Origin of the sequence: Phyllobacterium sp. CCNWLW183 (assembly GCF_037203775.1) — a bacterium.
GTDB lineage: Bacteria > Pseudomonadota > Alphaproteobacteria > Rhizobiales > Rhizobiaceae > Phyllobacterium > Phyllobacterium ifriqiyense.
The window spans coordinates 55,692-69,604 of record NZ_JBBCBN010000013.1; the positions used below are offsets into that span (position 1 = coordinate 55,692).

General features: G+C 52.5%; 7 protein-coding genes. All 7 read right to left on the minus strand.

Going from position 1 to position 13,913, the window contains the following annotated elements; all coding sequences use genetic code 11:
- Positions 1-50 precede the first annotated feature (50 nt).
- Positions 51-8,639: a GH36-type glycosyl hydrolase domain-containing protein gene (locus tag V9K95_RS22770; protein WP_336442311.1), complete on the minus strand. Its 8,589-nt coding sequence runs from the start codon at positions 8,637-8,639 to the stop codon at positions 51-53.
- 274 nt (positions 8,640-8,913) lie between these two features.
- Entirely contained in the window at positions 8,914-9,954 is a 1,041-nt protein-coding gene (locus V9K95_RS22775) for a sulfate/molybdate ABC transporter ATP-binding protein (RefSeq protein WP_115051529.1), read from the minus strand.
- An 11-nt stretch (positions 9,955-9,965) separates the two neighbouring features.
- Complete coding sequence (cysW, locus tag V9K95_RS22780) at positions 9,966-10,853, minus strand: sulfate ABC transporter permease subunit CysW (RefSeq protein ID WP_162802394.1); 888 nt, start codon at positions 10,851-10,853, stop codon at positions 9,966-9,968.
- On the minus strand, positions 10,837-11,679 hold the full coding sequence (gene cysT, locus V9K95_RS22785; RefSeq protein ID WP_115051527.1) for a sulfate ABC transporter permease subunit CysT: 843 nt from the start codon (positions 11,677-11,679) through the stop codon (positions 10,837-10,839). The genes cysW and cysT overlap by 17 nt, the downstream gene beginning before the upstream one ends.
- A gap of 60 nt (positions 11,680-11,739) precedes the next feature.
- Positions 11,740-12,726: a sulfate ABC transporter substrate-binding protein gene (locus V9K95_RS22790; protein WP_370878850.1), complete on the minus strand. Its 987-nt coding sequence runs from the start codon at positions 12,724-12,726 to the stop codon at positions 11,740-11,742.
- A gap of 254 nt (positions 12,727-12,980) precedes the next feature.
- Entirely contained in the window at positions 12,981-13,157 is a 177-nt protein-coding gene (locus V9K95_RS22795; RefSeq protein ID WP_162802393.1) for a hypothetical protein, read from the minus strand.
- A 15-nt stretch (positions 13,158-13,172) separates the two neighbouring features.
- Entirely contained in the window at positions 13,173-13,679 is a 507-nt protein-coding gene (locus V9K95_RS22800) for a hypothetical protein (protein ID WP_336442312.1), read from the minus strand.
- Positions 13,680-13,913: the final 234 nt, after the last annotated feature.

Here is a 13,913-nt window from a genome sequence, read left to right on the forward strand (position 1 = left end):
CAATGAATTTCATCGGCGGCGATTACGGCGGTTTCTCTGTAAAAGGTGAGCTAGCTCACTCTTGGCACTTCCACGGTGACCTTGTGTTCGCCGGATGTCTCCATGGGAATACCGCCTTCTGGCTTTGTCAGCTTCTTTCCATTGACTGTAATCTTCTTGGTTCCGCTGGCAAGTGGTTTGACCTCAACTGAATATTTGGCATCACCATTGCGCAAGACAAAGCTGAAGCCATCCCATGTGGAGGGCAGGGCCGGATCAACGAACAATCGGTCGGCTTGTCGGGTAATGCCAAGAATTCCTTCCGTCGCAACGCGATATAACCAGCCAGCGGAGCCCGTATACCAAGTCCAGCCACCGCGACCGCGCATGGGATCGACTGAGTAAACATCCGCAGCGACGACATAGGGTTCAACACGATACGACTCCGCCTTGTCAGCATTAAGCGAGTGATTGACCGGGTTAAGCATGCTGAACCAGCGATAGGCTTCATCGGCATTGCCGAGTTTGGCCATAGCCAGAACCGCCCAAGTTGCCGCGTGCGTATATTGTCCGCCATTCTCGCGCACACCAACCGGATAGCTTTTGATATAACCCGGATCGTGGCGCGATTTGTTGAACGGAGGCGTAAACAGTTTGACGACCTGTGCTTCTTCGTCAATCAGATGGGTGGCGACCGATCCCATTGCCTGCTTGGCCCGGTCCGGATCGCCATAACCGGAAAGGACGCTCCAAGATTGAGCGATAGAATCGATCTTGCATTCCTCGCTCATCTTTGAGCCCAATGGAGAGCCATCATCGAAATAGCCGCGGCGATACCATTCTCCGTCCCAGGCATTCTTTTCCAATGAAGCCTTCACGCTTTCTATATGTGCTTGCCAGCGCTTTACACGCTCAGCATCATTATAGCGTTCAGCTATAGGCAACATATCGCGCAAGGTGCTGATCAGGAACCAGCCAAGCCACACGCTCTCGCCTTTGCCCTCTTCGCCGACACGGTTCATGCCGTCGTTCCAGTCGCCGGTCAGCATAAGTGGCAATCCATTGCTGCCTGTACGGGCAACAGCAAGATCAAGCGCTCTGGCAGCATGCTCGTAGACGCTGACAATCTCGGTGGAAATTGTCGGCTGATAAAAGGCATCGTGTTCGGCTTCTTCCAGAGCACGTCCTTCGATAAGGGCAACTTGCTCATCAAGAATGCTCATATCGCCTGTCACGGACGTGTAATGCGCGATTGCATAGCCAAGCCAGACCACGTCGTCGGAAATCTTTGTCCGCACACCGGCTCCGGTTGTCGGAAGCCACCAATGCTGAACATCACCTTCCTTGAATTGTCGTGCTGAGACATTCAGGATTTGCTTGCGGGCAAGCGCTGGATCGAGGATCAGCATCGACAATGTGTCCTGCAACTGATCGCGGAACCCGAAAGCGCCACTGGCTTGATAGAATGCCGAGCGCGCCCATATACGGCAAGCCAGACTTTGATAGGGCAGCCACCGGTTGACCATGATGTCGAAAGCGTCGTCGGGCGTGTCAACCTGAAGACCGTCAAGGAAGTCGGCCCAGATCACCTTAGAAGCCAACAATGTGTCTTCAAACGTACGGGTTGCGTGCTCGGCAAGTATCTTGTGGGCATCTTCAGTGTTTCCCGTGTCGCCCATATAGAACAGCACTTCCTTGGTTTCGCCGGGGCCAACCTCAATATCCACCGCAAGCGCGGCACAAGGGTCGCCGCCAGCTTCCACCAGATTGGATAGTGGCTTTGCCTCTAGAACAGCCGCGGGACGCTCTACCGAGCCAAGATTTCCCAAAAATTCTGTCCGATCCGCGGTGACGGATTGTGGCTTCACGCTGCTTGCAAAGAAAGCCATCTGATTGCGTCGTTCGACCCCGTAAGGATTTCGGGCAAACAGAACTCCCTTCTCGCTATCGTAAGACGGCACGATGAAGGGGGCGGTCTTTGCGCGAACATTGCCGAGCATCCACTCAACGAAGCCGTAAATGCGAAGCTGTTTGGATGATCGACCGTGATTGGTGATTTTCAGGCTGGAAACCCTGACCGGTAGCACAGGGTCGATCGTATGCGTCAGTTCAAGTCCGATATTGCCATGTTTGGAAATGAAGGTTGAGTAACCTTGTCCGTGGCGTGTTTCATATTGAACCGATGGGTCACGCAAAACCGATGCAGTTGGAGCGAATGCCGTATTCGCATCAAGGTCCACGACATAGATAGCTTCACCGGAGCGATTGATTACCGGATCATTCGACCACTGCGTCAATTGATAGTCACGGCTATTGCCCGACCATGTAAAGCCAGCACCTTCCGCAGAAACATGGAAGCCAAAACTGGAATTGGAAATCACATTGATCCATGGCTGCGGCGTGCAAGCCAGTCCGCTCAAACGCACGACATATTCGCCGGTCCCCAGATCAAACCCGCCAAAACCATTCCAGAACTGAAGATCATCGCCTGATGTTTTAGCTGGGACTTTGCCTATAAGCTGGCTCGGCGCTGGTGCAACGCCACGCAGATCATCTGTTTCGGCCTCGATCAGTGCTTTGCTTTTGATGTCGGATGCCGGGAACGCTTCGGCATTCAGTTCAGTAACACGGTTCAACTGTTCGGAAAGCGAGCCATTTTGAGCGTGCAATACGATACGGGCCGAGGCCAGAAGCGTATTGTAGCTGGCATCACTCATCTGATCCTTGCGAACAGTGAAGATGTGAACCCGGGGCCCATACTGACCGCCGCGTGCGCGGCTATTCTCACAGATCGCCTCCAGTCCACGCTGGAAATCCTGAGCATATGAGAAGGAGCGTTCGTTGATTACAACAACGTCGACCACCAGTCCTTTTGCCCGCCAATATTCGTGCGCTTTGAGAATGTTTCTCAGCGTTTCCATATCAGCTTCGTCGTCGATACGCAGCGCGAGGATCGGAAAATCGCCTGAAATCGACATTGGCCAGAGTTCAGATTGACTGCCCAGACCGCTTGCAATGCTGCTCGAAGGCAACCGCAACGATTTTTCCGGGTAAATCAGATTGGTCGCCACACGCTGGAAGACAGCTGCTTCATCGGGGTTAATGCCGATATGATGTAGACGGACCTGCGAACTTGTCCAGGACAACGAGAATTCGCGAGCGAAGCAATCCGGATGACGGAAGCGGGCGACCACTTCTTCAAGCTCCTGGCGGTTGGGTCTTACAAGCGTCCAGAATACCAAAGAAACTTTCTTGTGCGCCGGAACGCGAACGCGGCATCGCAGGGAGGCAATAGGGTCGAGAACGAACCCATGATTGCCGCTCAAAGTGACGCCTTCGTCGAATACCACTGGATTGCGAAGAGTACGCCCCCGACCTATAAATGCCCGGCGGTCGGTTTCGACCTGCACTTCACGCATAGCGCCCGAGCCATCGCTAACGACGTGGGCAACGTGAATATCGGGGTCATCCGCACCTCGTTTGCGGCGCGTTGCATAAATGGCATCGCCGCGTTCATCGATCTCCGTTTCCACGAACATTTTCGCAAAAGCCGGATGAGCGGTATCTGTGTCGTCATTGGTCAAAACCAATTCGGCATAGGACGTAACTTCGATGATACGATCCTTGGTACCAGTGTTGGTAATAACGATGCGGCGGCCTTCACCATCGGAATCGGAGGCAACGATAGTTTCCACAGTAGAGTGGATCGTACCCGTCTCCTTGATAAATTCAGCCTTGTAATCGGTAAAGATCGTGGTGCTTTTCTCTCCTGCCAAGCGAACTGGGTCGCTGGTGGCGGACCACCATTCTCCGTTTTCCATGTCGCGCAGGAAGAGAAATGTACCATAGCCACTCTCTATAGGATCAGGCTGGAACCGCGTGATGGCCAGACCATTCCAGCGGCTATATCCGCCACCATTTGCCGTGACCATCACAGAATAATGTCCGTTGGACATGATCTGGGTCGCACAAGGTGCGGTCATTGGGTTCGGAATATAACGGATTGAAGCCGGTTCTTCCGAACTTTCGACAGCTTTACGCATGGGATTGTCGGCTTTGGCCTGTAATACCGGTATTTCGCGTGGAGCTTTTTCCTGCAACAAAAGCTCGGCGGCTTCGATAACCGGATCAGCGTGGAAGCGTTCCCGCATACGGCCTTCGAAGACAACATTGTTGACTGCTACAATCGACATGCCGTGATGATGCGCCATGTAGTTGCGTACGATTGCGTATTCCTCGTCTTCGCGAACACGCGATTTGGTGAAATCAACGGCATCATAAAAGCCGTATTTTCCAAGCGCTCCCATCTCACGCAGGCGGTTCAGGTTCTTGACAGCGGCCGCTGGCTGATACTGGCTTGCCATGATGCTTGCATAAGGGGCGACTACATAATTCTTGGACAGGCCGCGTTTCAAGCCGAGGGTCGGCACACCAAAATTGGTGTACTGGTAATTCATTTCCGGATCGCGCGCATTGTAAGCCGCTTCCGAAATGCCCCATGGCAATCCTTTGGAGTCGCCATATTCGATCTGACGTTGCACGATCAGCTTGTTGGTCTGGTCAAGCATCGATCCGAGGGGTTCGATCATGACGAGGGGTGGCATCAGATACTCGAACATCGAGCCGGACCAGGAGATCAGCGCTCCGCGCCAGCCCACTGGGACGAGCAACCGGCCGAGCTTGAACCAATGGTCGACAGGTATATCACCCTTGGCGATAGCAAAAAGGCTGGCCAATCGCGCCTCGGACGCGAGAAGATCATAGCAACTTGCGTCGAGTTCATTGGTTTCAACCCGGAAGCCGATGGAAAGCAAGCGGCGTTCCTTCCGCTCAAGGAAGGTGAAGTCGGTATCGAAGGCCAATTGACGAGCACGTGTTGCGAGAGAAACAAGCCTTTCGCGCAAAATGTCGGTGCTTTCATGGCCGCCCATGGCATCGTCAGTATGACCCTGGCAGGTTTTGACCAAAAGCAGCGCCCATTCATTCGCCGTGAGACTTATCGGTGTCTCTAGCTCACCATGCAGCTCTTCGGTCAGGCGTTGAATATCGCCCGCGAACAGAGCAAGATTGATTGTCCGGAGCGATGCGGTCTCAGGCTCTTCCTTGATCGTTGTAATTGCCCGGCGGAAATTGGCCACACGCTCTTCAAGACGGCGGCGGAGAGGCCGCAGAACACGGCGGTCATCCGGAATTTCGGCAACTGTTTCTTCGAGGATATCGCTAACATCAAGAATCCCGTCGAGCTCACTTTGAAGATAGACAGACGGCGCTTCCGCCCATTTTTCCAGAGCGGAAGACAGAGCAACAAGATGACCGGCGAGATTACCGCTATCTACCGCTGATACGTATAGCGGGAGCAGCGGGCGAAGTGTCGTTGTTTCGTACCAGTTATAAAGATGGCCGCGATACTTCTCCATTTTTTCGAGCGTGTCGATTGTATCGCCAATACGCGTCAATGTTTCGTTGAAGCTAATCCAGCCGAAGTCACGGGCGGCAACAGTTGAGAGCAAATACATGCCGATATTGGTTGGCGAGGTACGCGTTGCGATAACGGGAAAGGGATCTTCCTGGAAGTTATCTGGGGGAATGAAGTTTTGTTCCTTGGTTACGAATGTATCGTAATAATGCCAGGTCCGGCGGGCAAAACGGCGCAATTCGCCCTTGTCGGATGATCGCACGATCAGATCGTCCAGAGGCTTGGCAGACCGACTGACCAGCCAGGCAATAACCGGCGAGAAAAACCAGATTGCGGCAAACGGGACCGCAAGCATCCAGGCGCGGCTATGGCCAGCGAGCGGCAGGATAATTGCAACCAGTGCAACGATGACCGCTGGCCACATCAGACGAGTATAATATTGCAACGTGTCAGGCGAGCTTGTTTTGGCTTGGGCGGCAGCGCGCCACTCCAGAAGGTTTTTGCGCGAGACAAACAGGCGGTACAAAGTACGCGCAATTGCATCTGCCATGAGACAAGCCATGTTGGCAATGAAGGTAATGCGCAGGGCAATATCCGCAGCACCAGCAAATATGTCCGTTAAAATGGCTTGGAAATGCCCCTTTAGTGAAAGGTTCATGTCCGTAGGCACAAGATTGGTGAACAGGATCATCGTTGGTACGATGAACATGCTGAAAATCATGAAGAACTGCCACAAGGCAGCGATGCCGGGCGGCAGCAATGTCCAAGCTGCAATGGATGCCAGAATCCAGAAAATCGGCGTCAGCGAACGGCGCAGATTATCCACCATTTTCCATCGGGTAACAGCGGTAATTCCAGGCTTGGTGCTGAACAGGTACGGTAATAATTGCCAGTCACCACGGGTCCAGCGGTGGTGACGCGAAATATCGACATTATAGCCGGTAGGATAGTCTTCGACGACTTCCACATCGCTGACCAAAGCCGCACGGGCATAACCACCTTCGAGCAAATCGTGGCTCAGGATTGTGTTTTCACCAATTTTGCCATCAAGGGCGAGCTCGAAGAAATCGATGTCATAAAGGCCTTTGCCGGTGAACGTGCCTTCGCCAACGACATCCTGATAAACGTCAGAAACCGCAAAGACATAAGGGTCAATGCCGCGATTGACGGAGAATACCCGTTGCAGGAAGGAGGCATCGTCACCAGTCGTCAGCGACGGCGTGACGCGCGGTTGCAAAATTGCATAACCACTTACAATGCGACCGGCTTTCTCGCTGTAAATCGGACGGTTGAGGGGATGGATGAGCTTGCCCGCAAGGCGGTTGACTGAATCAGGTGTAAGACGTGTGTCCGAATCCAGTGTCATCACGAACTTGATGTCGGTCGGGATAACTTCATTGGAGGGGAAATAGGTAGTATCTTTATCACCGCGTAGCAGCAGGTTCAGCTCATGCAGTTTACCGCGCTTGCGCTCCCAACCCATCCAGCGATTTTCTTGGGCATTGAAAAGGCGCTTGCGATGAAGGAGGAAAAACCGGGGATTGCTCTGTGTATAATGGTTGTTGAGCGCGGTGATTTTTTCGCGGGCATAATCCAATATGTCCAGATCATCGTCGCTTTGTTCAACTTTGCTGTCCGCCCAATCCGTCAGCAGTGCGAAATAGACTTCGCCTCGCGGATTGGTCAGATAGTGAACTTCGAGATTACGTATGTGTTCATCGACTGAATCCCGCGAAGTGATTAATGTGGGCACGGCTACAAGTGTTTTCGCCTCTGGAGGCAGGCCGTTCTTATACTCAAAACCAATCAACCGCGTGGGCGGCATGAACATTGGAATGATCCAGTTAACAAAGCCGTTTGCAGTTTCCATGGTTGGAAAAACCGCCAGGATTGTAAACAGCAGAACCAGATCGCGGGGCAAGCCAGCGCGCGTCAGCCAGTAATGGACCACAAGCAATATGGCGATCGAAAAAATGGAGGCTGGCACCCATAGTCCTGCAAGACCAAGATTGCGGTAGAAACGCACCCAACGCAAAATCAGCGTCGGCGTATAATCGCAAACTGCCTCAAGCTCGGGCCGCCCATCGCCGGCAAGATAATAGCCTACGTCGCGTTTGCGCTGTTCGGGAACCCCGCCTTCACCGCCGGTCTGTTCCGCGCTCTTATGCGCAAGCTCAAGTGCGGCCTGCGTAATGTCATTTTCGCTTTTGCCGGAACGACGCGCAATCTTTTCGATGGCAACGCGGTAGGCATTACGCGAATGAAAGTCGAGCGCGTCGAAATTGGAATTTTCGCGCAGAACAGCATCTACACCACTGACTGTTTCAAACCATGTAATCCAGTCAACGTCGTCGATAGCCTTCAGACTGCGGATGAGATTTCCCATCGTCACGCCGCCAGTGGACTGGCGGGTATGTTCCTGAATAATCGCGTCCTCGGCATCGCTGCCGTTCTTTTCCAGCACCTCTTCCAGCCACGCCACTGCCGCTCCGGAGTGCATGGCGCCACCGCGCAGGCGATAAAGCAGGTGCGTCGCAAAGGTGCTGTCCCGCGCCGCCGTCGTATACTGTTCCAGCATCTGGGGCAGTGTGTCTTTTTCCGCGTTCAGCGTAATCTCATCAGCAACGCTATTGGCAAAGGCGCGCATGCGCCGTGCACGCTCAACACGCAAGGAAAGACGTCTTGCATTTTCGATCAGGATGAAGCGGACGGCAGAGGGCAGAGCCCACAATTCGCCGATATGCAGCGGCTCGACAGTTTGAAAACCTTCAACAATTGCGCTGAGGCTGTTCAGCGAGAATTGGCTGTCTGTGTGGGCCACATAGAGCCACGCCAGAGCCATAACGCGCGGTATATCGCTCTGACTTACAAGCGAAGGCAATTGCCGAATGAATTTCTTGGGCAGATCGCGTTCGACCTGCTGGATGTTTTGGTCAACAAGATAGTAGTTGTCGAGCAGCCATTGAGCCGCCGGGGTAATGGTTTCGCCTTTACGGGCCGCGGCATCCGAAGATCGGTAAGAGTGTAAGATCAACCGTGCATTTTCAACGGTTCTTTGCTCAAAAACCATGGGCTCGTAATCAGGCAGGCGAACATCTTCGCCCTTAGCAACCCGTGCGCCAAGATCACGCAAATCGTCAATCGACTTATAATGTGCCCGGATCGGGTTTGGCTGGACAGAAAAAATCTGGCCGACGGTTTTCTTCTGAGATGCGAACGCTGGAAAAAAGCTTAATGAGGGCATTTGCTTCGTTTCTGTTGGAAGAAAAAAATCTTCGAGATTGCAATATAAGGCGGCATTTTACGATCTAATCGGTTCAGAGCAATGACGCTATCACCACTTTGTTGTTATCGATCAGTTTTGATGAAAATGAGTCAGATTGCCATAACGAATTATGTGTGGTCGCCGAGATAGTCGGCAACAATAAATAAAATGACTCTGAAATCGCTAAGACGAAAAATTTATTTGCTGAAATAAAAGCCGGAATTTGAAGATTCCGGCTTTTACCAATCAATTACTAGGCGCTTTTCCCAAATACGCGCCAGTGTTTTGGCAAGAATGCCAGCGGCGAGCCGACTTTTGCGGGATGATCAGCTGGAATTTCGATCTCGACGCGGCTTTCAGTGCCATCAATTTCAAGTTCGACACGGCGTGTTGCGCCTACGCGCCGGCTGGCTATTACGACGCCACTGATACGAGCTTCAGAGCCGCCGAGAAGCTCCACATCATGGGGGCGAAAATAAAGCACGCCTTTTCCGTCGGCTTGTTCACTTTTCAGATCAAGCGCCTTATCGCCGAGATGGATCGTCCCTGATTGGATGCTCACGTCCAGGGAACTCGACTCGCCGATGAAACTATAGACGAAGGGCGAGTTGGGGCGGTCATAGACCTCATCGGGCGTGCCAACCTGTTCGATTTTCCCCTGGCTCATCACGACCACACGGTCGGCAAGTTCAAGTGCTTCATCTTGATCATGCGTAACAAACACAGTGGTGTGCTGGGTCTTGTCATGAATTTCACGCAGCCAGCGACGCAGTTCCTTCCGAACTTTGGCATCAAGCGCGCCAAATGGCTCATCAAGCAGCAGCACGCGCGGTTCGATAGCCATGGCACGGGCCAAGGCGACACGCTGCCGCTGCCCGCCGGAAAGTTGCGCGGGATAACGTTTCTCGAGGCCCGAAAGCTGGACGAAATCAAGAAGTTCGCTCGAACGTCTGCGGATTTCCTCTTTGCTTGGCCGATTGGCGCCGGGCCGCACTTTCAAACCGAAGCCGACATTATCGATGACAGTCATATGGCGGAACAAGGCATAGTGCTGGAAAACAAAACCGACATTGCGTTCCTGCACTGATTTTAAGGAAGCATCCTCATCACCAAAGAAAACCTTCCCATCGGTCGGGGTTTCCAACCCTGCGATCAGGCGCAAGAGCGTTGTCTTTCCCGATCCCGAAGGGCCGAGCAATGCAATAAGCTCACCCGAATTTATATCCAATGATACGTCGTGCAGCGCCGGAAACCGGTCAAACTCCTTGCGCACACCACTTACTCGAACTTCCATAAATATTCCCCTTAGTGTCCACCAGCAGCGCGAAGTTCTGCCCCATATCGCAACTCCAGCAGAGTTTTGAGAACGAGCGTCACCAGCGCCAGCAGCGCAAGTAGCGAAGCCACTGCAAAAGCAGCGACAAAATTATATTCATTATAGAGAATTTCGACATGCAGCGGCATCGTATTTGTCAGGCCGCGAATATGCCCGGATACGACCGAAACTGCACCAAACTCTCCCATTGCCCGGGCGTTGCATAAAAGAACGCCGTAGAGCAAGCCCCATTTTATATTGGGCAAGGTGACATGCCAGAAAGTCTGCCAGCCATTTGCTCCCAGGGACAATGCTGCCTCCTCATCCGTTGTTCCCTGATCCTGCATGAGAGGAATCAATTCGCGAGCCACGAATGGAAAGGTGACGAATACCGTGGCAAGCACGATGCCCGGCACGGCAAAGAGAACTTCTATGCCATGTGATTTCAGCCAGGGACCAAGGAAGCTTTGTGATGAAAAGAGCAGAACGTAAACCAGACCAGAAATGACCGGAGATACCGAAAATGGCAGGTCAATCAGTGTTGTTAAAAAAGCTTTGCCCTTGAATTCGAATTTGGCGATAGCCCAAGCGGCAACGACACCAAAGACAATGTTTAACGGGACTGCAATTGCCGCAACCAGTAAGGTTAACCGTATTGCGGCAAGCGCATCGGGTTCTGCAAAAGCAGCAAGATAGGCTTCGGGGCCTTTGCGGAAAGCCTCAACAAAAACGGCAATAAGCGGCAGCAACAGGAAGAGCCCGAGAAACGCCAGTGCAGTGGCTATGAGAACAAAGCGTGCCGTGCGGCTTTCCGTGGTGGCAGGATGCCATGCCTTGGCAGATTCATTCGATATCGGCAGATCATGTGCCATAGCCATACCTCCTGCGGCTCCATGCCTGAATGAGATTGATCACGAGCAGCATCAGGAAGGAGATGGACAGCATGATTGTCGCAATGGCCGTGGCACCCGCATAGTCAAATTCCTCGAGCCGGATGACGATCAGCAAGGGCGCAATTTCCGAAACATAAGGCAAGTTGCCTGCAATGAAGATAACGGACCCATATTCTCCAACTGCCCGGGCGAAGGCCAGTGCAAAGCCTGTCAGAATGGCAGGTTGAAGGCCCGGCAGCAGCACGCGCGTTATGGTTTGGAAACGGGTTGCTCCAAGCGTCGCAGCTGCCTCTTCCACTTCCTTGCGGATTTCTTCCATGACGGGCTGGACTGTGCGAACAACGAAGGGAAGACCAATGAAAATCAAAGCGATGACGATACCCAGCGGTGTGAATGCCACTTTGATACCCAAGGGTTCGAGCCATTTTCCAATCCAGCCATTCTTGGCATAAAGGGCTGTGAGCGCGATGCCAGCAACTGCTGTTGGCAAGGCGAAAGGCAGGTCGACAATAGCATCAATAATGCGGCGGCCGGGAAAGCGGTAACGCACGAGAACCCAAGCAACAATAACGCCAAAGACGACGTTCACCAAGGCGGCGATAAATGATGTGCCAAAGCTAATCTTCATCGCGTTGACGGTCCGAGGATCAATCGCAACATTGAAAAAGCCCTCCCAGCCGAGAGCGGCAGAGCGCCACACCAGACCGGCAAGTGGAATAAGGACAATAAGTGCTAGGTAGGCAAGCGTGAAGCCAAGTGTCATTCCAAATCCTGGAATGATACTTGGCCTCTTGAAGCGGAATGGAGTCATTGGGTAACTCCATCGCGGTTTGGCTGCCAACCTGTTTTCACAAGGTTGGATTTCATGTTTTTACTGTTTCGGCTTGTAAATCTGGTCAAATGTTCCGCCATCTCCAAAGTGATAGGGCTGTGCTTTGGCCCATCCACCGAAGATTGGATCATCGATTGTCACCAGTTTCAACTCGGGTAGTTTCTTGAGGAGATCGGCCGAGACGAGTTTTGGTTCGCTGGGACGGTAGAAATGCTTGGCAGCGAGCGTCTGACCCTCTTCAGAATAGAGGTATTGCAGATAGGCTTCCGCCGCTTTTCTTGTCCCTTTGGCATCAACATTCGCGTCTACGATAGCAACGGGCGGCTCAGCCAAAATTGATTGGGGCGGCACAACGATATCGAACTTGTCGGCACCAAACTCCTCTAGCGAAAGATAGGCTTCATTTTCCCAGGCTAGGAGAACGTCACCCAGTTCACGCTGCGCAAAGGTCGTGGTGGAGCCACGAGCGCCGGTATCGAGCACAGGAACGTGCTGGAACAGTGTTGCGATATATTCTTTGATCTTGGCTTCGTCGCCGCCGAACTGGCCATTTGCCCATGCCCAGGCAGCAAGATAATTCCAGCGTGCGCCGCCCGATGTCTTGGGGTTTGGTGTAATAACCTCAACGCCGTCCTTGATAAGGTCACCCCAATCCTTGATGCCCTTTGGATTGCCCTTCCGAACCAGAAAGACAATGGTCGATGTGTAAGGTGCGGAATTATGGGGATATTTTGTTCGCCAATCAGGATTAATTTTCTTTGTGGCCGAGACAATCGCCGAAATATCGCTTTCAAGCGCGAGTGTTACGACGTCGGCATCCAAGCCGTCTATTACCGCGCGTGCCTGTTTACCTGATCCGCCATGGGACGTCTGTATGGTAACAGTTTCCCCTGTGTCAGCTTTCCACTTGGCTGCGAATGCCGCGTTGAAATCTTTATAGAGCTCGCGCGTTGGGTCGTAAGAAACGTTCAAGAGCGTGGTGTCCGCCAAGGCAGCAGACATTGGTTGTGACGCGACCGTTGCCATAAGCAGAACGGTCGCGAAGGCTATCGATAATCGGGAATTTTTCATGCCTGCCTCCGTGTGATTGAAACTGAAGGGTAGCAGAGCCTCTGAAAATAAGGCGTTAGAAAGAATTCCTTTTATATCACAAAATTAGAAAACTCTACCGGATAGCCATAGTCTATAGGAATAGTCGTCTATATTTTGGCCGTGTTGGTCCTGCCGCAAAAAGAATTGCTGGATCTTGTCGTGATCCAGCGTCAAAAATAGTGCGGCATTTATTTGCGAACTGTCAGTTTCACGGGCGTCGCATCAGCAATTTTGACGTAACCGGCAAGCTCGGCGCGTGTTGTATCTTCTTTGGGTAGTTTGATGGGCATGACAAAGATAGCTGCAGTCAATAGCACTGTCGCTGCTACCGATAATTGTCGTTCCCGGCGCGAACTGATAATCATGATTTCTCCCCTTCCTTAGTGATATTTCGCGCGCATAGGGCGGGAAATAATGTCGTCGATCGCAGATTTTGGAATGGGCAGGAGCACCTGATCCAGTTCTACGAGTGTTTCGGCAAATGCGATTGCAGCGTTTTCGACTTCCTCGTGACGGGAGGGACATGCCATTGTATTGAGGCATGTTCGTGCTGCAACCATGTCGCAATTTTGAAGACCGGCAACGAGTCCCAATATCATGCATTCTTCCCGGCAGACGTGATGGGAGCCAAAGGGAAATGTTTTCAACGGGCACAGGGCGCAATGGCGCAATGTACGCACGAAGTAAGACAGTTCTGACAAGGCATGATTGCCGTTGCGATCACCAAGAATCTCGCTGTAGAGACCATAGGCCATTTCCCATGCAACAACAGAGCCGGTTTCAAATCCGGCAGTCCAGCGGCGATATCCTTCGAGCACCAGCTTTTCAGGAGCACGATCGAAATAACAGCCGGTATGGTTCCGCGATTCAGATAAGCCAGGAAACATCGCGACCTCCGTCCTGCGGAAGATTGCGGGTAGGAGCAAGCAGGCTATTGCGTAATCGCTGCAGAAGCTCATCAGAGCCCAAAGCAAACGACGGACGCTGACGCCTCAGCAAAGAGACCACGCGTTGGCATGGCAAAAAAAGACCAATCATAAGGTCCTCCAATCGAACGGGTTCAAGGCCCAAACATCAAAGGGTGTACTCATTGTACAAATGCATAAAGGCTGCTGAAAAAA

What these genes read in the sequence shown, in the direction of transcription:
- V9K95_RS22770 (WP_336442311.1), bottom strand. Translation starts at nt 8,639, where the DNA reads ATGCCCTCATTAAGCTTTTTTCCAGCGTTCGCATCTCAGAAGAAAACC.
- V9K95_RS22775 (WP_115051529.1), bottom strand. Translation starts at nt 9,954, where the DNA reads ATGGAAGTTCGAGTAAGTGGTGTGCGCAAGGAGTTTGACCGGTTTCCG.
- cysW (WP_162802394.1), bottom strand. Translation starts at nt 10,853, where the DNA reads ATGGCTATGGCACATGATCTGCCGATATCGAATGAATCTGCCAAGGCA.
- cysT (WP_115051527.1), bottom strand. Translation starts at nt 11,679, where the DNA reads ATGACTCCATTCCGCTTCAAGAGGCCAAGTATCATTCCAGGATTTGGA.
- V9K95_RS22790 (WP_370878850.1), bottom strand. Translation starts at nt 12,726, where the DNA reads ATGGCAACGGTCGCGTCACAACCAATGTCTGCTGCCTTGGCGGACACC.
- V9K95_RS22795 (WP_162802393.1), bottom strand. Translation starts at nt 13,157, where the DNA reads ATGATTATCAGTTCGCGCCGGGAACGACAATTATCGGTAGCAGCGACA.
- V9K95_RS22800 (WP_336442312.1), bottom strand. Translation starts at nt 13,679, where the DNA reads ATGTTTCCTGGCTTATCTGAATCGCGGAACCATACCGGCTGTTATTTC.